Below are 22,819 nucleotides of genomic sequence, written 5' to 3' on the forward strand. Positions count from 1 at the left end.
GAGTGACAGGGGATCAAGCCATCTGTCAGGACCGCGTCAGAAATTTGGCCGGAAATGGTCCGTTGACCGGATGTTCATGTTCGCTATGCGGACCGTTGGCCCGGGATACGACCGGTCGGGGCGCGAGCCGGTGCGGAAGGGGCGGCGGAGGCCCTCACGGCCCGTCTGTCCACCGGTCCGATTCCGTCGATCGACGGAATCGCCGAACAGCTGCCGTGGGCGCTGTACCCGCTGGACCGGCGGGAGTTCGAGGATCGGCTGTCGCGAAACGCCTTCGTGTACATCTGCCGCCGTCGCCCACCCGCAGGCGCAGTCGTTACCGACGGCCGCCGACCGTACGAGACCCTTCTCCGGGACCCGCCCTTCGAGCTGTACGCCCCCGGCCTCGTCCGGGCGGAGCCCACGCTCCAGGTGCCCGACACGGTGTACGCACACATCAACTGTGCGCCCTGGGACCAGGCGCGTCCCCGTGCCACGTTCGCCACAGGGCCGCGTAGGCGCCCTCCGCTGCCACCAGGGCTTCGTGGGTGCCCAGTTCGGTGAGGCGGCCGTTCTCCATCACCGCCACCCGGTCGGCGTCGTGGGCGGTGTGCAGGCGGTGGGCGATGGCGATGACCGTGCGGCCCTCCAGTACGGCGGCCAGGGCGCGCTCGGTGTGCCGGGCGGTCGTCGGGTCCAGCAGGGCCGTGGCCTCGTCCAGGATCAGGGTGTGCGGGTCGGCCAGCACCACCCGGGCGAGGGCCAGTTGCTGGGCCTGTGAACCGTTCGTGGGGCAACCACCCGTACCGAGCGGGGTGTTGAGGTCCTCAGGCAGGTCACGTACCCAGTCCTCGGCGCCCACCGCCGCCAGCGCCGTCCACAACTCCTCGTCCGTGGCCGATGGTTCGGCGATCAGCAGGTTGTCGCGGACCGTGCCGAGGAAGACATGGTGCTCCTGGGTGACCAGCACCACCTGGCGGCGCAGCCGTTCCGGCTCCAGCGAGGCGATCGGCACCCCGCCCACCGTCACCGTGCCCGTGCCCGGCGCGTCGACGCCCGCGAGCAGCCGGCTCAGGGTCGTCTTGCCCGCGCCGGAGGGGCCCACCACGGCCAGCCGTTCCCCGGGCCGCACCGTCAGATCGACCCCGCGCAGCACCTCGCCGCCGCGCTCGTAGGCGTACCGCACCCCGCACACGTCGATCCGGTCGTCCGAGGGAGCCGGGGAGCCGCCGTCCTCCCGCGCCCGCGGGGCCCGCACCAGCCCCTCCACCCGGGCGAACGAGGCCCCGCTGCTCTGGAGTTGCTCCACCCGCATCAGGATCTGGTCCAGCGGCTCGGTGAACTGCCGCAGATACAGCGCGGCCGCCACCACCGCACCCAGGCCCACCCGCCCGTGCGCGTGCAGCACCCCGCCGATCAGCAGCACCCCGGCCACCGGCACCGTGTACGACACCTCGACCGCGGGGAAGAACACGCTCCGCAGATACAGCGTGTACAGCCGGGTCCTGCGGGACGTCTCCAGCGCGTCCCGGCTCGCCGCGGTCCGCCGCTCCCCGAGCCGGAACGCCTCCACCGTACGGGCCCCGGACGCGGTCGCCGCGAGGATCTCCGCGACCTGCGAGGTGGCCGCGCCCTCGGCCAGATACCCGTCCCGGGCCCGGCGCAGATACCAGCGCAGGGCGAACCAGATCGGCGTCAGCCCGAGCACCCCGAAGAGCCCGAGCAGCGGGTCGAGCGCGAACACCGCGCCCAGCACGAGCAGCGCCTGCACCGAGCAGACCAGCAGCTCGGGCCCGATGTCCCGCAGCGTGGTGCCCACCGCGCCCACGTCGGCGGTGCCGCGCGCGGTCAGATCACCGGCGCCGGCCCGCTCCACCACCGACGCCGGCAGCGCCAGCGCCCGGTCGACGAACTCCTCACGGACCCGGGCCAGGGTCCGCTCCCCGAAGCGGTGACCCACGTACCGGGCCCAGCGGGCCAGCAGCAACTGGGCCAGCGCACACGCCAGGATCCACAGCGCCAGCCGGTCCACGACGCCGGTCCCGTGCCCGGCCCGCACCTCGTCCACGATCCGCCCGAGCAGCCACGGCCCGGCCAGACCGGACCCGGCGGCCAGCGCGTTCAGGGCCAGTACGGCGGCGAAGGACCCTCGGTCGGCCTTCACCAGACGGACGGCCGCCCGGCGTACGTCGGCCCGTTCGGCGACGGGCAGTTGACCCGCGGCAGGCTGCGTCACCGTACGACCTCCTCCGTGTCCCGTGCGACCAGCGCCCGGTAGCCGGGCTCGTACTCCAGCAGCCCGCGGTGCGTGCCGCTCGCCGCGACCTTGCCGTCGACCAGGTAGTGGACGGTGTCCGCGCGATCCAGGACCAGCGGGGAGGTGGTGGTCACCACCGTCGTACGGCCCATGCGGGCGGCGCGCAGCCGATGGGCGACCGTGGATTCCGTGTGGGCGTCCAGGGCCGAGGTGGGTTCCACGGCGAGCAGCACCTCCGGGTCGGCCAGCAGCGCCCGCACCAGCCGCACCCGCTGTTGCTGGCCCCCGGAGAGGCTGCGGCCCTGGGCGGCCACCGCCGAGTCCAGGCCGTCCGGCAGGCCCTGCACGATGTCGTCGGCGGCCGCCGCGTGCACCGCCCGTCCGACGGCGGCGTCGTCGCGGTCCCGGTGCCCGCTCACCACCTCCCGCAACGGGCCCGCGAACAGATCGGCCTCGTTGTCGGCGACCAGGATCCGCGACCGCACCTCCACCAGCGGGATCGCGTCGAGCCGTACCTCGCCCCAGGTGGCGGCCGACGGCGTGTACCGGCCGAGGCGGTCGACCACCGCGGCGGTGTCGGCGGGGCGGGCGCCGACCAGGGCGGTGAGCCGTCCCGGCAGGACCCGCACCCCCGACTCGGGGTCGTGCAGCGCGGCCGGTTCCGCGGGCGCGGGCAGCGAGCCGTCGTCCGGCTCCGGCTCCAGCCGCAGCAGCCGTACGACCCGGCGCGCGGCCACCACGCCACGGCTGAGCTGGTAGCCCATCTCCAGGAAGAACGCGACCGGCCCCACCAGCACGGCCACATAGCCGTACACCGACACCAACTCACCGATGGTGAGCTGTCCCTGGGCGGCCAGCCGGGCCGCCAGCCAGGTCACCACCGCAAGGAACAGCGTCGGCAGCCCGACCCCGAGTGCCTGCACCCAGCTGGCCACCGCGCCGACCCGGTAGCCCTGCGCCCGCAGCCGCTGCGAGTCCCGCCGGAAGGCGTCCGCGAACAGCCCCTTCCCGCCCAGGCCGTTGAGGACGCGAAGGCCGCCCGCGAGGTCGCCGATGCGCGCGGTCAGCACGCCCTGCCGCTCCCGGTACTCGGTCTCCTCACCCTGCAACCGCACCGTCAGCGGCCCGGCGACGAGCACGATCACCGGCACCCCGAGCAGGACCACCGCGGCCAGCGGCGCCGAGATCGACAGCAGCACCCCGGCCACCACCGCGTAGACGACCACGGCGCCCACCCCGGGCCCGACGACGGTCAGGGACTGGGCGATCGTCTGCACGTCGCCGACGCCGATCGTGACGACCTCCCCGGCCCCGGCCCGGCGAGGCAGCGCGGCACCCAGCCGCACGGCTTGCCCGACGACCACCTTGACCGTGCGGAAGTTGGCGTCCATCCGCACCCTCGTCATGGTGCGGTGGCGCATGATGCTCACCCATGAGTTGACGGCCCCGACCAGGAACAGCACCAGAGTCCACCCGGCCAGCCGGCCCAAGTGCCCCGGCACCAGCCCGTCGTCGACCGCCCGGGACATCAGATAGGGCGCCGTCGCCATCAGCACCATCCAGACGCTGGCCAGCAGCGCCCCGCACAGCGACCGGCCCGGCTGCCGCAGCACCAGCCACCACAGGAAGCGCCAGCCGCCACGGCAGTCGGGCGTCCCCGGATCCTCGTACGCGTCGATCATTCTCAGCCCCCGTTTCCGCCCGCTACGCCAGACTGTCCCGCCAGGCCCGGTGCAGATCGGCGAACCGGCCCGTGCCGGCGATCAGTTCGTCCGGCCGGCCGTCCTCGACGATCCGCCCGTGCTCCATCACCAGTACCCGGTCGGCGATCTCCACGGTCGACAGCCGGTGTGCGATCACCACGGCCGTACGGCCCCGCAGCACCGTCGACATCGCGCGCTGTACCGCCCGCTCGCCGGGGACGTCCAGCGAGCTGGTCGCCTCGTCGAGGATCAGCACCGCCGGGTCGGCGAGCAAGGCCCTTGCGAAGGCGACCAGTTGGCGCTGCCCCGCGGAGATGCGGCCGCCGCGCTTGCGTACGTCCGTGTCGTACCCGTCGGGCAGCGCGCCGATGAACTCGTGCGCGCCGATCGCCTTCGCCGCCCGCTCGATCTCCGCACGGCTCGCGTCCGGCCGCCCGATCGCGATGTTCTCGGCGACCGTGCCGGAGAACAGGAACGCCTCCTGGGTCACCATGACCACCCCGCGCCGCAGTTCGCGCACGGCCAGCTCGCGCAGGTCGACTCCGTCCAGCAGGACCCGGCCGTCGGACGGGTCGTAGAAGCGGGCGAGCAGCTTGGCCAGCGTCGACTTGCCCGCGCCGGTCGAGCCGACGACCGCGACCGTCTGCCCGGCCGGGAGGGTGAGGTCGAAGCGGGGGAGCACCTCGCCGCCGGTGCGGTAGGCGAACCGCACGCCGTCGAAGACGACCTCGCGGCCGGGGTGGTCCGGCGATTCGAGCGCCGGGAGCTCTTTGGGCGCCGAGGGTTCCGGCACGGACGGGGTCTGGGCCAGCAGCCCGGCGATCTTCTCCAGGGAGGCGGCCGCCGACTGGTACGAGTTGAGGAACATGCCCAGCCGGTCGATCGGGTCGTACAGCCGCCGCAGATACAGCACCGCGGCCGCGAGCACACCGAGTTCCAGCGAGCCGGACGCCACCCGGTGGGCGCCCCACAGCACGATCACCGCGACCGCCGTGTTGGCGACCAGCCGGGAGCCGACCACATAGCGGGCCATCTCCAACAGGGCGTCGCCGTTGGTGCGTTCGTGGCGCCGGTTCAGAACGCGGAAGTCGGCGTCGTTCGCGGCCTCCCGGCGGAAGGTGCGCACCGGCCGGATGCCGTTCATCGTCTCCACGAACTTCACGATCACGGCCGCGATCGCCGTGGACCGCGCCGTGAACACCCGTCCCGCGCGCCGCTGGTACAGCCGGACGAGGAGGTAGAGCGGCACGAACGAGACCACCGCGACCGCGCCCAGGCCGAGGTCGAGCCAGAGCAGCATCGCCGAGATGTAGACGAACGACAGGACGACCGTGACCAGTTCCTGGAGCCCCTCGCTGAGCAGCTCCCGCAGCGACTCAACGTCCGTGGTGGAGCGGGAGATCAGGCGGCCGCTCGTGTACCGCTCGTGGAAGTCGACGCTCAGCGCCTGGGCGTGTCGGAAGATCCGGCCGCGCAGATCGAGCAGCACGTCCTGGTTGACGCGCGCGGAGGCCTCGATGAACGCGAACTGGAGCACGCCGGAGATCAGCGCGCACAGCCCGTAGGCGACGGCCACCACGATCAGCGGACCGTGGTCGTGGTCCCGGAACGCCGGTACGGCGCGGTCGATGGCGTACGCCACCAGCAGCGGGCCCGCCTGGACGGCCGCCTGCTGGAGCAGCAGCAGAAGGGTGGTGACGGCGACGCGGGCCTTCATCGGGGCGAGCAGCGAGCGCAGCAGGGCGGCCGTGGCACCGGGCCGGGTGGGCAGGACGTCGCGGTCGAAGGGGTCGGTGCCGTCGGGCGGGCGGGGGAGTTCGCCCTCGTCGCCGGTCGCGGGGGTGGTGGAGGCGGAGGTGGAGGTGGTGGGGGCAGTCATCGGTCGTCCTCAGCTTCCTCGGTCGGCTGTCCGCCCGCTTCCTCGGTCGGCTGTCCGCCCGGTTCCCCGGCCCGTTCCCCGGCCGGATCCCCGGTCGGCTCCCTCGTCGGTTCGCCAGACATCAGGTGGGCGTACTCGGCGTTCGTGCGCAGCAGTTCGTGGTGGGTGCCGACCGCGGTGATGCGGCCCTCACAGAGCAGGGCGACGCGGTCGGCGAGCAGCACCGTGGAGGGCCGGTGGGCCACGATGAGCGCGGTGGTGTCCGCGAGGACCTGCCGCAGCGCCGCCTCCACGGCGGCCTCGGTGTGCACGTCCAGCGCGGACAGCGGGTCGTCGAGGACCAGGAACCCGGGCCGGCCGACCACGGCCCGGGCGAGGGCCAGCCGCTGCCGCTGCCCGCCGGACAGACTCAGCCCCTGCTCGCCGACCTGTGTCCCCGTGCCCTGCGGCAGCCCGTGCGCGAACTCGGCCTGCGCGACGGCGAGCGCCCGCTCCAGCTCCGGCGCACCGGCGCCGTCGCCCGCCCCCATGAGCACGTTCTCCCCGACGCTCGCCGAGAACAGGGTGGGCTCCTCGAAGGCGACCGCCACCTTGGAGCGCAGTTCCTCACGGGACATCGCGGTGATGTCCTCGCCGTCCAGCGTGATCCGCCCGGAGGTCACCTCGTGCAGCCGGGGGACGAGCGCGGTGAGCGTGGTCTTGCCGCTGCCCGTGGCCCCGACCAGGGCCATGGACTCGCCGGGGCGGATGTGGAGGTCGATGCGGTCGAGGACGGGCGGGGAGCCGGGCGGGGCGTCGGGGTAGCGGAACGTGACGCCGTCGAACCGCAGACCGGTCCGTGCGGCCGCCGGTCTCCCGGTCCGCTCGGTGACGTGCGGGTCCTCCGGCCGGGCGTCCATCACCTCGAAGTACCGCTCCGTCGCGGTCGCCGCCTCCTGGGTCATCGCCAGCAGGAACCCGATGGAGTCCACGGGCCAGCGCAGCGCAAGTGCCGTACTCAGAAAGGCGACCAGGGTCCCCGTCGACAGGTCCCCGTCCGCCACCTGCACCGCCCCCAGCACCAGCGCCGCGCCGATCGCCAGCTCCGGCAGCGTCACGATGACGCCCCAGATGGTCGCCAGCAGCCGGGCCTTGCGCAGCTCGGTGCCGCGCAGCGTCCACGACAGCGTGCGGAACACCCGCGCCTGGCTGCGGTGCCGGCCGAACCCCTTGATGATGCGGATCCCGAGCACGCTCTCCTCGACGAGCGTCGTCAGGTCGCCGACCTGGTCCTGGGCGAGCCGGGCCACCTCGGCGTACCGCCGCTCGAAGACGACGCAGGTCCACATCACGGGCACGGCGGGACCCAGGACGACCAGTCCCAGGGTCCAGTCCTGCTGCAGCATGATGACCAGGCCGACGAGAATAGTCACCCCGTTGACCAGCAGGAACGTCAGCGGAAAGGCGAGGAACATGCGCAGCAGCATCAGATCGGTCGTGGCCCGCGAGAGCAACTGGCCGGAGGCCCACCGGTCGTGGAAGGCCACCGGCAGCCGTTGCAGATGCCGGTACAGGCCCGCCCGCATCTCCGCCTCGACGTTCGACAGCGGCCGCGCGACCAGCCACCGCCGCAGCCCGAACAGCCCCGCCTCCGCGACCCCGAGCAGCAGCAGATACAGCGCGCCGAGCCACACCCCGCCCGGATCCCGGTCGGCCACCGGCCCGTCCACCATCCACTTCAGGACGAGCGGGATCACCAGCCCCAGACAGGAGGCGACGACCGCGACGAACGCGGCGGTGAACAGCCGCACCCGCACCGGCCGGACGTACGGCCACAGCCGCAACAGGATGCGTACAGTTGAACGATCGCTGGTGGTTGCACGTGTCGTGGGCATCACCCGCGAGCCTACGGACCGCCACTGACAACGCCCACAGAGTTTTCGCCTGACCCGGACCCGGCATGGCGGCCGGCCGCGCGGGCCGCCACGGGTCGCTCTCCGTCAGGCAGGCATCAGCTCAGTCGATCTTGAGAGTGGCGCGATCATATTCCTGTGAGATCAAGGAAAGACGGTATGGCGTCCACAACTCTGCATCGTCGCTCAAACTCGTCTTCCCAGCCCGACGCACGAGTTTTGCGCTCTCGTAGTCAACATGCAATACGGCATCCCCCGGAACCTCTTCAAGCAGTCTCGACGAAAGAAGTACGACGTCTTCATCCTGCTCTTCGTAAGCGCCCTTCTTGTATCTGAAGATCACCGTCGTCGTGGGCGTGAATCCCAAATTTTCGACGAGCGGATCTTCGGGATCCGGCTCATCATCCTCCGCCAAAACGCGAAGCCGGATTCCGTGTGCCGTGGAAATCCCCTCGGTCAGGAGATCCGCTGCGGGCGGTGGAGGTGATTGCAGAAGTTGCGCAGCGCTCGTCACGTGGACGAGTTTCTCCGCCACGCACAGAGGGGAGTCTGATGTCGCAATGTCCAGGGTGTAAGAAAAAGCCACGACGTTCTCCACGCCTTGGTCGCGCTTCCGGTCTGTCAAACGGGCATCACCCGCGCGTGCTGATCCCGGAGCGCCGTCCAGGCCCGTTCCTGATCCGGACCGGGCATCGCGGGGGCGGGGTGGCCCGATCGGTCGATCAGCACGAGGGAAGTCGCTATGAACCCCAGGGTGAGGGACCGCAGGACGCCCTGGCCCGACGTGCTGAACCGGTGCACCGCCAAGGCGGACAACTGCGTGAACTCCGCGAAATCGATGAAGCATGCGCCTTCGACGACCTCCCCGACGCCGGAGTCGACGCCGTGGACGTCGGCGCACATGCGTGCACTGCCCGTGAACGCGCGGGCGACATCGGCTGGTGGGCACCAGATGCCACGGCCGGGCATGTCCTTGTCCTGGAACCTGATCCTTGCTGCCATCTCAGTCCAGATCCATGGTGTGGGTCTCCCGGCTGTAGGGCTGCGACACGATGGCCAGCCGCGCGGGCCGCCACAGGTCGTCGTCCTCGTGGAGCGTCAGCTCTCCGCCGCGGCGCAGGAGCCAGACTTCCTCGAACTGGAAGTGCAGTACGACATCGCCGTCGACACGGTCCAGCAGCGGAGCGACGATCCGGATCATGTCGTCCTGCTGGTCCGAGGACTCGTTCTCTTTTCCGAGCCGGAATCCCACGTCGACCGTCGGGACGATTCCGAAGTCGTTGACGATGGCGTTCCATGGCTGCGGGGGCTTTGGCTTGATCACACGAATCCACGTGCCCAGCCGGGTCACGGCTCCCTCCGTCACGAGTCGGGCGCCCGTGACCGATGGGTCGAGGATTCCGGTCCTCCAGCCGATGTCTGCCAATTGGGTCGCGACCTCGTCGGCGGAGTACCGCGTCGCAAATTCGAGGTCGTATTCGATTGCCATGTGCTAACTCGCTTCAATGGGAGTGACTGTGTGTCGCGGACGCTAAGGATAGAGGTGAACCACATTACCCTCGCGGTCGATCACTATGACCTCTTTCAGTCCGTCTATCGGCCAGTCGTGGAACTGTGAACGCAGCGCACCGAGATCGGCGTCGCTGTCTCCGAGGTTCAATACGGCTCGTTCCGTCTGGCCTTTCTCCACCTTTTTGCCGATCGCGTCCCAGACGGAGCGTGGGTTCTTGGCCGTAGGTGCGTAGTTGTCGAAGATCTTACCTTCGATTCGAAAGTCCGGTTTCGTCCCGTTCGGCTGCACGCCCGGCGACTGTTCGACGTCGTACCCATTTCTGGCCAGAGTCTCCGCGGAGTGGACCTCGCGCCCTTTCGCCCGAATGGTTGTCGCGTCGTCGTTCTTGCTGAGGGATTCCGGATTTCCCCGGGGTTTCGCGGTGGGGTCGGGATCCCCTGACGGTCCGGTCCGTCCGGCCTCGGCGGAAGCGTCCCAGTCCCCGCCGCCACCCCCGCCACCCGATCCGTCGGATGTCATGTCGACCCGGTCGGGCCCCGCGGCATCACGGGCGATGTTGGCCGCTCCGGCGCCCACCATGCCGACCCCCACCGCTATCTGGGCGGCCGCGGCGACGTTGATCGGGATGCCGAGCGCGGCACCGATGACGGTGCAGTCCAGCAGACCGCCGAGGACCTCCTCACCCGCGCCGCCCGCTATCAGGGCGAGACCTCCCAGCACGGTCAGCGTCGATCCGAGATCGTCCACCATGGCGTTGCCGATGGAGGCGAGGTCCGACACCACGGTCAGGCCGACGTCCTTCAGGAAGTCTCCGGCTCCGGACACCACCGAGCCGACCGTGTCCTCGAACTTGTCCCATCCGGAGTCGTGCATGCCGTCGTGCGTGATGGCGCGGTGGATGATCCCGGCGGCCTTCTTGGCGGCCGTGTCCCGGATCTCCTTCGCCTGCCGGAGGATCGACTTCGCGCTGTCGAGGTCGGTCGAGGCCGCGTCCTGCTGCTTCTTCAGCCGTACGCGGTCGGGGTCGTCTTCCGGGGTGTGCTCGGGCAGCCCCTTGATGCCCTTCGTCGCCGCCCTGTGGTCGTCCTGCGCGGCCTGTCCCGCCTTCAGGGCCTTGGCGGCCATTTGCTGCGCGTGTTCGAGAGCGCTGGCCCAGTCCGCGACGCTGTCCTGCCGGACACGTGTGCCCATGGCGCTCGCGGCCTTGTCGTACCGGTGATACGCCTTGCGGAGGGGATCGAGAGTGTCGTGCGCTGTCTCGCGGAACGCGTCGGCCGCTTTCGACTTCCACGACTCGACTCCGCAGAGCGCCTCCACGTCGCCCGCTTCACGCTTGATGTCGTTCGCGACCTCGCGCAGCGACTGGCCGAGCAGGGCGATGATGTCGGGATCGCCGGGCACGGGGTCGCCGTCCTCGTCGAGAACGGCCCACTCGTGGACGGGGGGACGCCTCACTTCGCCCCTCCGTCTCGCTTCGCCCGCTTGTCCTGCTCACGCAGGGCCTGCGCGAGCTTCGCGTCGACGGCGTCGTAACTCTTCGCGGCTTCCAGGGTGATGACCCCGAGCTTCCTGATCTGCGCCGCGAGATCCTTGCGGTGGATCTTCCAGTTGTCGGCGAAGTCGTCGAAGGCGTCGACGATCAGGCTGTCACCCAACTCGGCCGCCGACAGGTCCTCGGCCGGATTCGCCCGCTCGGTGAAGGAGTCGTAAATCCTTTGCAGTGCACGCGAGCACTCGCGTATGCGCTTGGTGTCCGCGCTCAGATCACTCATCGACGTCCCGCACCGACATGTGGTGTTGCCCCCGAATACCATGGCCATTTCGCGTGCATGTCAAGCAGATGATCTTAGTCGGTGTGCTTATGACGCAGGTATGCCAGACGTATGCGAAAGCTATTGCAATCTTCAAGAGCGGGTGAAGACTCCAGGTCGTGACCCCCTCACCCCGTCACCCGCAACAACACCACCGACCGCCCCTCCACCATCATCCCCGCCCCCGCCCGATGCACCACGCCCGGTGCCTTCCCCTGCGCCTCCCGCGAGGTGTCGACCACGACCTCGTAGCGCTCCGCCCACGGCGGGCCCGGCAGGGTGAAGGCCGTCGGGGCGTCGCCGGCGTGGAGGATCGCGAGGAAGCTGTCGTCGGTGATCGGGGCGCCCTTGTCGTCGCGGCCCGGTATGTCCCGGCCGGAGAGGTACATGCCGAGCGTGGCCGCGGGGGCGTACCAGTCGCCCTCGGTCATCTCCTCGCCGTGTGCCGTGAACCAGGCCAGGTCCCGCAGGCCGTCCGCCGAGTGGGCGCGGCCGGAGAAGAAGGCGCGGCGGCGCAGGACCGGGTGGCGGTGGCGCAGGGCGATGAGACGGGAGGTCAGGTCGAACAGGGGGCGCCAGGCGGGGTCGTCCAGCAGGGTCCAGTCCAGCCAGCTGATCTCGTTGTCCTGGCAGTACGCGTTGTTGTTGCCGCGCTGCGTGCGGCCCAGCTCGTCGCCCGCCACCAGCATCGGCACACCGGTCGAGAGCAGGAGCGTCGTCAGCAGGTTGCGCAGCTGGCGGCGGCGCAGCGCGCGTACTGGCTCCTCGCTCGTCTCGCCCTCCGCGCCGCAGTTCCAGGAGCGGTTGTCGTGGGAGCCGTCCCGGTTGTTCTCGCCGTTCGCCTCGTTGTGCTTGCCCTCGTAGGAGACCAGGTCGCGCAGGGTGAAACCGTCGTGCGCGGTGATGAAGTTGACCGAGGCGTAGGGGCGGCGGCCGCCCCAGGCGTACAGGTCGCTGGAACCGGAGATGCGGTAGCCGAGGTCGCGCACATCGGGGAGCGCGCCGCGCCAGAAGTCGCGGACCGCGTTGCGGTAGCGGTCGTTCCACTCCGTCCACAGCGGGGGGAAGGCCCCCACCTGATAGCCGCCGGAGCCGATGTCCCAGGGCTCGGCGATCAGCTTCACCCGGCGCAGCACCGGGTCCTGGGCGATCACCGCGAGGAAGGGGGAGAGCATGTCGACGTCGTGCATGGAGCGCGCCAGCGCCGCCGCCAGGTCGAAGCGGAAGCCGTCCACGCCCATCTCCGTCACCCAGTAGCGCAGCGAGTCGGTGATGAGGCGTAGGACCTGCGGCTGGACCACGTGCAGCGTGTTGCCGCAGCCGGTGTAGTCGGCGTAGCGGCGGGCGTCGTCCTGGAGGCGGTAGTAGCCGCGGTTGTCGATGCCCTTGAGGGAGAGCGTCGGGCCCAGTTCGCCCGCCTCCGCGGTGTGGTTGTAGACCACGTCCAGGATGACCTCGATGCCCGCCGCGTGCAGGGCGCGGACCATCCGCTTGAACTCGCCGACCTGCTGTCCCGTCGTACCGGAGGCCGCGTAGGCCGCGTGCGGGGCGAAGTACCCGATCGAGTTGTAGCCCCAGTAGTTCTTCAGGCCGCGGCGCAGCAGATGGTCCTCGTGGGCGAACTGGTGCACCGGGAGCAGCTCGACCGCGGTCACGCCCAGCTTCACCAGGTGCTCGATCGCCGCCGGGTGCGCCAGGCCGGCGTACGTGCCGCGCAGCTCGGGCGGGATGTCCGGGTGCAGCTGCGTGAAGCCGCGCACATGCAGCTCGTAGATGACCGAGTCGGCCCACGGCGTCTTGGGCCGGCGGTCGTCCGCCCAGTCGTCGTCATCGTGGACCACCACGCCCTTCGGGACGTGCGGCGCCGAGTCCCGGTCGTCGCGCACCGTGTCCGCGACATGCTGCTCCGGCCAGTCGCGGACATGCCCGTACACCTCCGGCGGCAGGCTGAACTCGCCGTCCACCGCCCGCGCGTACGGGTCGAGGAGCAGCTTCGCCGGGTTCCAGCGGGCGCCGATCCACGGGTCCCAGCGGCCGTCCACCCGATAGCCGTAGCGCTGGCCGGGCATCACGCCCGGCACGAAGCCGTGCCAGATCTCGTGCGTCAGCTCGGTCAGCCGCACCCGCGTCTCCCGGTCCCGCTCGTCGAACAGACACAGCTGGACCGCCTCCGCCCCGGCCGCCCACAACGCGAAGTTGGTGCCCGCCACCCCCTCCGGACCCGACCGGAAACGGGCGCCCAGCGGCATGGGTGCGCCCGGCCAAACGGGTGGAGTCGGCGCGGTGGCGCGCTCCGCGCCGTTCACCGCGGAGGCCGGGCGGCCGCCGTCGAGGGCCCGCTCCTGGGCCACTGTCTGCTGCTCGGCTGCGCTCGTCACCTTGCGGCCCCTTTGTGTCGGCTCGTTCGCCTTCGGAGCGCTCTCAGCCAGCGCCGGGGCGGCCGCCGCGCCCGGCCCCCGGCGGGGCCCGCTGCGCGCACGACCTCCCGGCACCGGCGTCCCCGCGGCTCACGGGCGCGGCTCCCCATCGCGTCGTCCTCCCACTGTTCTGCCCAGCGCTTGCGTCGCACTCACGTTTCCCCAGGGCGGGCCCGGTCGTTGAGCCGCTCGTGAGGTATGCACAAGGGCGCGCACGGCGCACGGGGGCCGCGCTGGCCGCCGTACTGACATGGGCAGGACTGCTGGCGGGAGCCGCCGGCTGTACCGGGGACGGCTCGGGCGGCGACGCCCTCGACCGGATCTTCGGCAAACCCCCGGCAGCCGGGGACATCATCCGCATCTCCCCGGACGACGGCAGCAAGGCAGTCCGCTCCGGCGAACCGCTGCGGGTACGGGTGTCCGACGGGCGACTCGAATCGGTGAGCGTGGTCCGGGTCCAGGACGCCCAGGACACCCCGGTGGCCGGGCACATCACCGACGACGGGAGGACCTGGCAACCGGACGAGCGGAAGCTGGCGCTCGCCGCCAAGTACACCGTCGACGCGGTGGCGCTGGACGGGCACGGGCGCCGCTCGGCCCGGCACGCCACCTTCACGACGTACGTCCCCGACGAGCGGTTCATCGGGTACGTCACCCCCGAGAACCGCTCCACCGTCGGCACCGGAATGATCGTCTCGCTGGCCTTCAACCGGCCGATCCAGAACCGGGCCGCCGTCGAACGCGCCGTCCGCGTCACGGCGAAACCCCCCGTCGAGATCAGCCCGCACTGGTTCGGCGAGGACCGCCTCGACTTCCGCCCCCAGCAGTACTGGAAGCCCGGCACCCGGGTCACCGTCGAGCTGCGGCTGCGCGACGTCGAGGGGGCGCGCGGCGTCTACGGACTCCAGTACAAGACGGTGACCTTCACCGTCGGCCGCAGTCAGGTCTCCGTGGTGGACGCTGCCGCGCACACCATGGAGGTCAAGCGCGACGGCCGGCTGCTCACCACCGTGCCCATCACCGCGGGCGCCCCGAAGACCACCACCTACAACGGCAAGATGGTGGTGATGGAGATGCTGGAGGTCACCCGGATGAACAGCCAGACCGTCGGCTTCGGCGGCGAGTACGACATCCCCGACGTCCCGCACGCCATCAAGCTCACCGACTCCGGGACCTTCCTGCACGGCAACTACTGGGCGGGGGACGCCTTCGGGAACAGCAACGTCAGCCACGGCTGCGTGGGCCTGATGGACATCAAGGGGGGCAGTTCGGACACGCCCGCGGGCTGGTTCTTCGACCGGACCCTGATCGGGGACGTCGTCGAAGTCGTCAACAGCAATGACAAAAAGGTCTCTCCCGACAATGGGTTCGGAGGGTGGAACATGGGGTGGAACGAGTGGAAGGCGGGCAGCGCGGTCAAGTAACCAGGAGGAGGACTGGATTCGGGGCGCCGACGGACGGCCGAAGTTGCGACGGAACGGTGACCTTTGCCTGACACGAAGCTCAAAACCCTGCGGTTAATATGCGCCAGTGGGGGCGCGGGACGCGCCGGGGAGCGGGCCTGACCAGGCCCCGCGAGGGGAGAGAACGTGAACGTGCGGCCGATATCGGGGGCGTCGGTTGACGCGCGAGGGCGGGGCCGGAAGGGGATGCCGGTGCTGATAGCCGGCGTCCTGCTCATGGCCGTGACCGCGTGCGGCGGGGGAGGGGCGGACTCGGGTTCCGGCTCCGGTGCCGGGAAGGGCAAGGACTCGACGCAGCAGGGCAAGCAGTCCGAAGCCGTCGTCAGCATCGCGCCCAAGGACGGCGCGAAGTCGGTGCGGACCAGCGGGGCGCTCAAGGTGACCGCCGGCAAGGGCAAGTTGACCGCGGTCGAGGTCAAGGACGCCAAGGGCGGCAAGATAGACGGGAAGATAACCGACGGGGGCGCCACCTGGACGCCCTCGTCCCACCTGGCCGCCTCCACCAAGTACACGGTGCACGCGGTCGCCAAGGACTCCGCGGGCCGCGAGGCGGCCGAGGACTCCAGCTTCACCACCCTGACGCCGCAGAACACCTTCGCCGGTTACTTCACTCCCGAGGACGGCTCCACCGTCGGCGTCGGTATGCCGTTCTCCATCCGCTTCACCCGGGGCATCACGCACCCCGAGGACGTCGAGAAGGCCATCACCGTCAAGACCGAGCCGGCCGTCGACGTCGAGGGCCACTGGTTCGGCAACGACCGCCTGGACTTCCGCCCCGAGAAGTACTGGGCGGCGGCCACGAAGGTCACCGTCGACCTCAACCTCGACGGCGTCGAGGGCCGCCCCGGGGTCTACGGCAAGCAGGCCAAGACGGTGAAGTTCACCATCGGCCGCAACCAGGTCTCCGTCGTGGACGCCAAGAAGCACACGATGAAGGTCACCCAGGACGGCAAGGTCATCAAGACCATCCCGGTCACCACCGGCAAGCCCGGCTACGAGACCTGGAACGGCCAGATGGTCATGAGCGAGAAGCTCACGGTGACCCGGATGAACGGCGACACCGTGGGCTACGGCGGCGAGTACGACATCAAGGACGTCCCGCACGCCATCCGGCTGACCGATTCCGGCACCTTCGTGCACGGCAACTACTGGGGCGGCGGCGCCTTCGGCAACTACAACGCCAGCCACGGCTGCGTGGGCCTGCGGGACGTGCGCGGCGGCTGGAGCAAGAGCGTCCCGGCGGCCTGGTTCTTCAACCACTCGATGATCGGCGACGTACTGGTCGTCAAGAACGCCCACGACGCCACCGTGGCCCCGGACAACGGCCTCAACGGCTGGAACATGTCCTGGGAGAAGTGGAAGTCGTAGGACTGTCCGACGGACGTAGTGCCCGGTGCTGTGACGGACGGCACCGGGCCGTTTGCCGTCGGTCCCCGTGCTGTGTCTGCCTGGGGGACAACCCCCGGACCCCCGGCCGGGTGTGATCGACGGCATTGGGCCCATTGCCGTTAGTCCCCGTTAACCTGCTCTGCATGACCGTCTCTCTCGAAGTCGCCGAAGGCGTCGGTACGCTGCGGCTGGACCGGCCGCCCATGAACGCGTTGGACGTCGCCACCCAGGACCGGCTCAAGGAACTCGCCGAGGAGGCCACGCGGCGCGACGACGTGCGCGCCGTGGTGATCTACGGCGGCGAGAAGGTGTTCGCGGCAGGCGCGGACATCAAGGAGATGCAGGCCATGGACCACACCGCGATGGTCCTGCGCGCCCGCGCCCTCCAGGACTCCTTCACCGCCGTGGCCCGCATCCCCAAGCCGGTCGTCGCCGCCGTCACCGGCTACGCGCTGGGCGGGGGCTGCGAACTGGCCCTGTGCGCCGACTACCGCATCGCCGGCGACAACGCCAAGCTGGGCCAGCCGGAGATCCTGCTGGGCCTCATCCCGGGCGCGGGCGGCACCCAGCGGCTGCCCCGGCTCGTCGGCCCCTCCAAGGCCAAGGACCTGATCTTCACGGGCCGGATGGTGAAGGCCGGCGAGGCCCTGGCGATCGGCCTGGTGGACCGGGTCGTCCCGGCCGCCGACGTGTACACCGAGGCCCATGCCTGGGCGGCCCGGCTGGCGCAGGGCCCGGCGATCGCGCTGCGCGCGGCGAAGGAGTCGATCGACACCGGAGTGGAGACGGACCTCGACACCGGCCTCGCCGTCGAACGGAACTGGTTCGCGGGCCTGTTCGCCACCGAGGACCGCGAGCGGGGCATGAAGAGCTTTGTGGAGGAAGGGCCCGGCAAGGCCAAGTTCCTCTGAGTTCCCCCGGGTTCCCGTACTTCGCCAGGTTTTCCGCGGAACCCCTTGCAATTGACACGGTGTCTCACCCGGGTCCCTCGATGGGGCGGTTTATAGAAACCTTAAGGCAACCTTAAGTCTGCCTTGTCGAGGCGACCCGTCCCATGCCCGGATTCGGGCCGTCCGTGCAGGTGGGGTGGGCCGCCGCGGGCACCGAAATGCCGTCGGCATATGCCGAACGGATGGCCCGGAATAGGGGCTTCCGGGGGGCGTATTCCTCAGGAACGCCCACGGAGGGCGCTCCGGGCGGCCATGATGGGGTGCATGGCGGGGCTGGAGGGCATCGAACAGCCGCGGGGACACAGCCGTGCGGCCGCGGCACGCTGGTCGCCCGCGGTCGAGGACGAACGGGCACTCAAGGCACTGGAACTGTTCGGCAATCCGACGGAGGCCGAAGTCCCGCTGTCGTCCCGCCCCGAGTCCGCGGCCACCGCGCGCCGGCTCGCCCAGGTCGTCGTTCTGCGCCAGTGGGGACTCACCCCGAAGATGACGGAGGACGCGGTCCTGCTCGTCTCCGAACTCGTCGGCAACGCCGTACGGCACACCGGCGCCCGCGTCTTCGGACTCCGCATGCGCCGCCGCCGTGGCTGGATCCGTGTCGAGATCCGTGACCCCTCCCGCGGGCTGCCCTGTCTGATGCCGGTTCAGGAACTGGACATCAGCGGCCGGGGGCTGTTCCTGGTGGACAAGCTGGCCGACCGATGGGGCGTCGATCTGCTGCCCCGAGGCAAGACGACATGGTTCGAGATGAGGGTCGCCGACCGCTGAGCGAACGTTCGCGGAGGTGACGACCCGTACGGATCCACCCATCGGGTCAATCGGCCGTTTTCTTACCCAATCACCCTTAAATGGTGCGGGTGACCACGACCGACCGCCGCGGGGCGTTGCGGGCGGGGGCCGGGCTCGTCGCCGGGGGCGCCCTCGCCGGCGGATGCTCGTCCGCCACCGGCTCCGACGCGCAGCCCACCCCCGCGCGAGCCACGCCCTCGCGCACCCCCGCGAAGCCCGCCCCCCTCGCCGCCCCCGCCCCGCGCGCCTTCCCCCGGCAGCCCGCGCAGATCACCCACGGACCCCGTGACCACCCCCGCGTCGCACTCACCTTCCACGGCCAGGGCGACCCCGCGCTGGCCCACGCCCTGCTCACCGAGGCCGAGCGGCACGGTGCCCGGATCACCGTGCTCGCCGTGGGCAGCTGGCTGGACGAACAGCCGGACATCGCCCGCCGGATCCTCGACGGCGGCCACGACCTGGGCAACCACACCCAGCGGCACGTGGCCGTCAACACCATGTCAGAGGCCGGTGCCCGCGCCGAGATCACCGAGTGCGCGGACCGGCTGAGACGGCTCACCGGTTCGATCGGCACCTGGTTCCGGCCCTCCCGTGCCCCGACGGCCTCCCCGCTCGTTGTCCGGCTGGCCCGCGCCGCGGGCTACCCCCATGTGCTGTCGTACGACGTCGACTCGCTCGACTACACCCGGCCGGGCGCCCCCGCCGTCACCCGGAAGGTCCTGGCCGAGGTCCGGGGCGGGTCCGTGGTGAGCATGCACTTCGGATACCCGGACACGGTCGCCGCCCTTCCCGCCGTACTCCAAGAACTCGACAGCCGCGGACTGCACGCGGTCACCACCACGGAGCTGCTGAGCTGATGCGTCCCACCAAAGCCGTCCGCGTCCTGGCCGCCGGCGCCGCCCTCGCCGCCCTGACGCTGCTGCCCGCGTGCAGCAGCGGGTCCGAGCACCGCGAGAACGAGGCCCTCGGCAGCAAGGCGCCCGCACCGCCCCAGAAGAAGCAACTGGTCGACGGACTACCCGGGATGCCGCCCGTGCTCGACCCCCACGACGTCTACGCCGCCGACCGCCCCAACCTGTTCTCCCCGGCGGTGAAGGACTTCCCGTCCCGGGTCTACGTGCCCAACACCAACTCCAACACGGTCTCCGTGATCGACCCGAAGACGTACCGGGTCGTCGAGACGATCCCGGTCGGCTGGCAGCCCCAGCACGTCGTGCCCTCCTGGGACCTGCAGACACTGTGGGTCAACAACGACAAGGGCAACACCCTCACCCCCATCGACCCGAGGACCGGTAAGGCGGGTAAGACGGTCTCCGTCCACGACCCGTACAACCTCTACTTCACGCCCGACGGCAAGTACGCCGTCGTCATGGCCTCCCTCGACCGCGAGCTCGTCTTCCGCGACGCGCACACCATGAAGCGCGTGAAGACCGTGCCCGTCAGCTGCTACGGCGTCAACCACGCCGACTTCTCCCTCGACGGGCGCTACTTCATCGTCTCCTGCGAGTTCAGCGGCGAGCTGCTCAAGGTCGACACCGCGCGGATGAAGGTCGTCGGCCAGGAGAAGCTGCCGTTCCAGGGCGCGATGCCGCAGGACGTCAAGGTGTCGCCCGACGGCAAGCGGTTCTACATCGCCGACATGATGGCCGACGGCGTGTGGATCCTGGACGGCGACCGGTTCACCAGACCCTCCCTCCTGCCCACCGGCAAGGGGGCCCACGGTCTGTACGTCAGCCGCGACTCCCGCGAGATGTACATCTCCAACCGGGGCGAGGGCACCATCTCCATCTTCGACTTCGCCCAGAACGGGCTCACCAGGAAGTGGCACCTGCCGGGCGGCGGCAGCCCCGACATGGGCGGGGTCTCGGCCGACGGCAAGGTGCTGTGGCTGTCCGGCCGCTACAACTCCGAGGTGTACGCCATCGACACCGGCACCGGGGCCGAACTGGCCCGCATCAAGGTCGGCAGCGGCCCGCACGGTCTCGCCGTCTACCCGCAGCCGGGCCGCTACTCGCTGGGCCACACCGGCATCTTCCGCTAGGCCGTGTCGGCACCCTGCCCTCAGGGTGCGAGGAGCAGCGCCTCCGCCCCCACCGGCAGGTATCCGGCCGCCTGGAACGCCCGCAGGCTGCGGGCGTTCCCCGGGGAGACCTGGGCCCACACCGGCTCCCCGGCGAGGTGCCGGGCGGCCGTCACCAGTTGGCGTCCCAGCCCCCGGTGTCGTACCCCCTCGTCCACCTCGACCGCGACCTCCAGCCGGCCCGCGACCCCGCGTCCCAGGACGACCACACCGCCGTCCGCCTCCCACAGCCGCACGTCGTCCCGGCGCGCACGGGCCCGTACGGCGCGCGGATGGCCGGGGTCGGCGGTCTCCGTGAGCGCGAGCGGCGGCCGGCCCGGCAGGGGCGAACCCACCACGAGGGCGTCGATGGTGTCGGTCGTACGGCCCGTGCGCTCCATGAAGGCCGCGAGGAACCGCGCGTTCATGGTCGCGGAGAGCGCGTCGCAGTCGACCGTCACCGCCCGCAGTGTCTCGCGCACCCACCGCGGATCCTCGTCCGTGAAGACGACCGAGCGGGCCGTGAAGGCGATGACCCCGGCGTCCCGGTGCGTGTGCTGGGGCACGACCGTCGTACCGCCGTCGTCCGGCGGGAAGACACCGCGCGCGGCGGCGTCGAGAATGTCCCGCAGGGTCTCCGCCACGACCGCACCCCTTGAGTCTCCACCGACTGGAAGCCCCAGACTCGCAGACATGATCGACGACGGCACCGGACTTTTCACCATCGGCGAGCTGGCCCGGAGCACCGGACTCACGGTCCGTACCATCCGGTACTGGTCCGACGAGGGCGTGCTGTCCCCCGTGACCCGCTCCGCGGGCGGCTACCGCCTGTACGACGCCGAGTCCGTCGCCCGCCTGGAGCTGATCCGCACCCTGCGCGAGCTGGGCCTCGGTCTGGACGACGTGCGCGCGGTGCTGGCGGGCGAGACGACGGTGGCGCGGGTGGCGGCCGCGCATGTGGCCGCGCTGGACGCGCAGATCGGTTCGCTGAGGCTGACCCGTGCGGTGCTGTCGACCGTGGCGCGACGCGGTTCGACCGCAGAGGAGATGACCCTGATGAACAAGCTGGCGCGGCTGTCGGCGGCCGAGCGGAGGCGGATCCTGGAGGAGTTCGTGGACGAGATGTTCCGCGGACTGGACACGGCGGACCCGGACATCCGCGAGCGGATGCGGAACATCGCGCTCTCGCTGCCGGACGATCCGACGCCCGAGCAGGTCGACGCCTGGGTGGAGCTGGCCGAGCTGATCCAGGACCCCGAGTTCCGGGCGCTGATGCGCGGCGCGGCCGAGTTCAACGCCGCCGACCGGGGGCACGACGCGCGTGCCGGGGCGTCGATGTGGTTCTTCAAGCGGCTCGTCGAGCTGGTGGGGCGGGCCCGCGAGCGTGGCATCGCCCCGGAGTCGCCTCAGGCCGAGCCCGTACTGCGGGACCTGCTCGGCACGGCCGACCGCGGCGACGTGCTCGCCCGTATGAAGGCGACCCACAACGTCAGGGCCGCCCGCTACCGGGAACTGCTCGGCATCCTCAAGGGGACGGCCCAGCCCGTCCACGAGGAGGACTTCGCCTGGGTGGTCGCCGCACTGGAGTTTCGCGCGGGCCGTTAGTCTGACCTGCGGCAGTACGCCTGTATGACCTAGAAAACGCGACAAAAAGGGGCGGATCGGTGGCGGACATCGAGGAAGCACGCAAGCAGTTCCAGCGGATCGATGCGGACGGTGACGGTTTCATCACCGCCGCCGAGCTCAAGTCCGCCATGGCCCAGGAGGGTGACTGGAACGTCACCGAGGCGGTGGCCGAGGCCATCATCAAGACGCGCGACCTGAACGGCGACAAGGTCCTGTCGTTCGACGAGTTCTGGGCCTACCTGAAGAAGTGACGCCCGCGGAGAAGGGGGGCACCCGGCCCGGGTGCCCCCCTTCCGCATGTCCCCTTCCGTATGCCCGACGAGATCGTCGTAAGGGTGGTCGGTCCTCGGAATAGTCCGCCGGCCCCCGGGGTTGACGCCGCACAGCAGACGCATGCACATGCATCGATCCCGGAAGGGCCTGTCATGAAGATCGGCATCATCGGCGCCGGCAACATCGGCGGCAATCTCACCCGGCGGCTCACCGCCCTCGGTCACGACGTCTCGGTCGCCAACTCCCGTGGCCCGCACACGCTCACCGAACTCGCCCAGGAGACGGGCGCGACCCCCGTACCGGTCGAGGAGGCGGCGCGCGGCGCGCAGGTCGTCGTGGTCACGGTCCCGCTGAAGGCGGTCCCGAATCTTCCGTCCGGGCTGCTGGACGGCGCGGCCGAGGGAGTCGCCGTGATCGACACCGGCAACTACTACCCCCAGCAGCGCGACGGCAGGATCGCGGGGATCGAGGACGAGGGCCTCACCGAGAGCCGCTGGACCGAGCGGCACATCGGGCACCCCGTGATCAAGGCCTTCAACGGCACCTACGCCCAGGACATCCTGGACGGCCCCCGTCCGGCCGGCGACCCCGACCGGCTGGCCCTCCCGGTGGCCGGCGACGACGAGGCCGCCAAGCGGGTCGTACGCGACCTGATCGACGAGCTGGGCTTCGACACGGTCGACTCGGGCGGTATCGACGACTCCTGGCACCAGCAGCCCGGCACCCCGGTGTACGGCCTGCGCGCGGGCGTCGACGGCGTGACCGAGGCACTGGCCAAGGCGCCGAAGGACAGGCCGGCGGACTTCAGGGGGTAGGCGC

At 70.7% G+C, this 22,819-nt stretch carries 20 protein-coding genes; 9 read left to right on the top strand and 11 right to left on the bottom strand.

The genetic code is table 11. The annotated features are described in order from the left end of the window. Positions 1-436: 436 nt before the first annotated feature. The 10 genes from ACZ4EG_RS38830 to glgX form a co-directional block, all read right to left on the bottom strand. Positions 437-2,215, bottom strand: coding sequence for an ABC transporter ATP-binding protein (locus ACZ4EG_RS38830; RefSeq protein ID WP_467793979.1), 1,779 nt, complete (start codon positions 2,213-2,215; stop codon positions 437-439). Then, entirely contained in the window at positions 2,212-3,918 is a 1,707-nt protein-coding gene (locus ACZ4EG_RS38835; RefSeq protein WP_453558071.1) for an ABC transporter ATP-binding protein, read from the bottom strand. The genes ACZ4EG_RS38830 and ACZ4EG_RS38835 overlap by 4 nt, the downstream gene beginning before the upstream one ends. Positions 3,919-3,940: 22 nt before the next feature. Beyond that, entirely contained in the window at positions 3,941-5,818 is a 1,878-nt protein-coding gene (locus tag ACZ4EG_RS38840; RefSeq protein ID WP_453558073.1) for an ABC transporter ATP-binding protein, read from the bottom strand. After that, entirely contained in the window at positions 5,815-7,692 is a 1,878-nt protein-coding gene (locus ACZ4EG_RS38845; protein ID WP_467793980.1) for an ABC transporter transmembrane domain-containing protein, read from the bottom strand. Before ACZ4EG_RS38845 ends, ACZ4EG_RS38840 begins: the two co-directional genes overlap by 4 nt. Before the next feature lie 121 nt (positions 7,693-7,813). Beyond that, positions 7,814-8,308 (bottom strand): SitI3 family protein, encoded by a 495-nt coding sequence (locus ACZ4EG_RS38850; RefSeq protein WP_467793981.1) that lies wholly within the window; start codon positions 8,306-8,308, stop codon positions 7,814-7,816. A gap of 23 nt (positions 8,309-8,331) precedes the next feature. Beyond that, positions 8,332-8,712, bottom strand: coding sequence for a DUF6086 family protein (locus tag ACZ4EG_RS38855; RefSeq protein ID WP_467793982.1), 381 nt, complete (start codon positions 8,710-8,712; stop codon positions 8,332-8,334). A 1-nt stretch (position 8,713) separates the two neighbouring features. Beyond that, positions 8,714-9,199 (bottom strand): SitI3 family protein, encoded by a 486-nt coding sequence (locus ACZ4EG_RS38860; protein ID WP_467793983.1) that lies wholly within the window; start codon positions 9,197-9,199, stop codon positions 8,714-8,716. 42 nt (positions 9,200-9,241) lie between these two features. Continuing rightward, a complete protein-coding gene (locus tag ACZ4EG_RS38865) occupies positions 9,242-10,678 on the bottom strand; it encodes a CdiA C-terminal domain-containing protein (protein ID WP_467793984.1) in 1,437 nt (478 codons plus the stop codon). After that, positions 10,675-10,995 carry a hypothetical protein gene (locus ACZ4EG_RS38870; protein WP_453558090.1) on the bottom strand — a complete coding sequence of 107 codons (321 nt, stop codon included), beginning with the start codon at positions 10,993-10,995 and terminating at the stop codon, positions 10,675-10,677. The genes ACZ4EG_RS38865 and ACZ4EG_RS38870 overlap by 4 nt, the downstream gene beginning before the upstream one ends. A gap of 167 nt (positions 10,996-11,162) precedes the next feature. After that, entirely contained in the window at positions 11,163-13,412 is a 2,250-nt protein-coding gene (gene glgX / locus ACZ4EG_RS38875) for a glycogen debranching protein GlgX (RefSeq protein ID WP_467793985.1), read from the bottom strand. 230 nt (positions 13,413-13,642) lie between these two features. Here glgX and ACZ4EG_RS38880 point away from each other — a divergent pair, with 230 nt between their 5' ends. The 6 genes from ACZ4EG_RS38880 (at position 13,643) to ACZ4EG_RS38905 (ending at position 20,083) form a co-directional block, all read left to right on the top strand. Continuing rightward, positions 13,643-14,875, top strand: a complete 1,233-nt coding sequence (locus tag ACZ4EG_RS38880; RefSeq protein WP_467793986.1) for a L,D-transpeptidase — start codon at positions 13,643-13,645, stop codon at positions 14,873-14,875. 165 nt (positions 14,876-15,040) lie between these two features. Then, positions 15,041-16,282 carry a L,D-transpeptidase gene (locus tag ACZ4EG_RS38885; RefSeq protein ID WP_467793987.1) on the top strand — a complete coding sequence of 414 codons (1,242 nt, stop codon included), beginning with the start codon at positions 15,041-15,043 and terminating at the stop codon, positions 16,280-16,282. A 164-nt stretch (positions 16,283-16,446) separates the two neighbouring features. Then, entirely contained in the window at positions 16,447-17,214 is a 768-nt protein-coding gene (locus ACZ4EG_RS38890; protein ID WP_467793988.1) for an enoyl-CoA hydratase/isomerase family protein, read from the top strand. A gap of 303 nt (positions 17,215-17,517) precedes the next feature. Then, entirely contained in the window at positions 17,518-18,021 is a 504-nt protein-coding gene (locus ACZ4EG_RS38895) for an ATP-binding protein (protein WP_453558103.1), read from the top strand. A gap of 80 nt (positions 18,022-18,101) precedes the next feature. Then, on the top strand, positions 18,102-18,899 hold the full coding sequence (locus tag ACZ4EG_RS38900; RefSeq protein WP_467793989.1) for a polysaccharide deacetylase family protein: 798 nt from the start codon (positions 18,102-18,104) through the stop codon (positions 18,897-18,899). Further along, on the top strand, positions 18,899-20,083 hold the full coding sequence (locus tag ACZ4EG_RS38905; RefSeq protein ID WP_453558109.1) for a YncE family protein: 1,185 nt from the start codon (positions 18,899-18,901) through the stop codon (positions 20,081-20,083). The genes ACZ4EG_RS38900 and ACZ4EG_RS38905 overlap by 1 nt, the downstream gene beginning before the upstream one ends. Before the next feature lie 20 nt (positions 20,084-20,103). Here ACZ4EG_RS38905 and ACZ4EG_RS38910 read toward each other — a convergent pair whose 3' ends face one another. Beyond that, positions 20,104-20,745 (bottom strand): GNAT family N-acetyltransferase, encoded by a 642-nt coding sequence (locus tag ACZ4EG_RS38910; RefSeq protein WP_467793990.1) that lies wholly within the window; start codon positions 20,743-20,745, stop codon positions 20,104-20,106. 49 nt (positions 20,746-20,794) lie between these two features. Here ACZ4EG_RS38910 and ACZ4EG_RS38915 point away from each other — a divergent pair, with 49 nt between their 5' ends. From ACZ4EG_RS38915 to ACZ4EG_RS38925, 3 genes are all read left to right on the top strand, one after another. Beyond that, the gene (locus tag ACZ4EG_RS38915) at positions 20,795-21,706 is read left to right on the top strand and encodes a MerR family transcriptional regulator (RefSeq protein WP_467793991.1); all 912 of its coding nucleotides are present in this window, start codon (positions 20,795-20,797) and stop codon (positions 21,704-21,706) included. Between the two features lie 59 nt (positions 21,707-21,765). Continuing rightward, the gene (locus tag ACZ4EG_RS38920; RefSeq protein WP_453558118.1) at positions 21,766-21,978 is read left to right on the top strand and encodes an EF-hand domain-containing protein; all 213 of its coding nucleotides are present in this window, start codon (positions 21,766-21,768) and stop codon (positions 21,976-21,978) included. Positions 21,979-22,152: 174 nt separating this feature from the next. After that, complete coding sequence (locus ACZ4EG_RS38925) at positions 22,153-22,815, top strand: NADPH-dependent F420 reductase (protein ID WP_467793992.1); 663 nt, start codon at positions 22,153-22,155, stop codon at positions 22,813-22,815. Positions 22,816-22,819: the final 4 nt, after the last annotated feature.

The sequence above is a fragment of the Streptomyces sp. NPDC025638 genome (assembly GCF_055558775.1).

Coding starts and splice junctions, on each gene's coding strand:
- ACZ4EG_RS38905 (WP_453558109.1), top strand. CDS start 18,899: ATGCGTCCCACCAAAGCCGTCCGCGTCCTGGCCGCCGGCGCCGCCCTC.
- ACZ4EG_RS38855 (WP_467793982.1), bottom strand. CDS start 8,712: ATGGCAGCAAGGATCAGGTTCCAGGACAAGGACATGCCCGGCCGTGGC.
- ACZ4EG_RS38915 (WP_467793991.1), top strand. CDS start 20,795: ATGATCGACGACGGCACCGGACTTTTCACCATCGGCGAGCTGGCCCGG.
- ACZ4EG_RS38835 (WP_453558071.1), bottom strand. CDS start 3,918: ATGATCGACGCGTACGAGGATCCGGGGACGCCCGACTGCCGTGGCGGC.
- ACZ4EG_RS38900 (WP_467793989.1), top strand. CDS start 18,102: ATGGTGCGGGTGACCACGACCGACCGCCGCGGGGCGTTGCGGGCGGGG.
- ACZ4EG_RS38845 (WP_467793980.1), bottom strand. CDS start 7,692: ATGCCCACGACACGTGCAACCACCAGCGATCGTTCAACTGTACGCATC.
- ACZ4EG_RS38895 (WP_453558103.1), top strand. CDS start 17,518: ATGGCGGGGCTGGAGGGCATCGAACAGCCGCGGGGACACAGCCGTGCG.
- ACZ4EG_RS38890 (WP_467793988.1), top strand. CDS start 16,447: ATGACCGTCTCTCTCGAAGTCGCCGAAGGCGTCGGTACGCTGCGGCTG.
- ACZ4EG_RS38840 (WP_453558073.1), bottom strand. CDS start 5,818: ATGACTGCCCCCACCACCTCCACCTCCGCCTCCACCACCCCCGCGACC.
- ACZ4EG_RS38860 (WP_467793983.1), bottom strand. CDS start 9,199: ATGGCAATCGAATACGACCTCGAATTTGCGACGCGGTACTCCGCCGAC.
- ACZ4EG_RS38925 (WP_467793992.1), top strand. CDS start 22,153: ATGAAGATCGGCATCATCGGCGCCGGCAACATCGGCGGCAATCTCACC.
- ACZ4EG_RS38870 (WP_453558090.1), bottom strand. CDS start 10,995: ATGAGTGATCTGAGCGCGGACACCAAGCGCATACGCGAGTGCTCGCGT.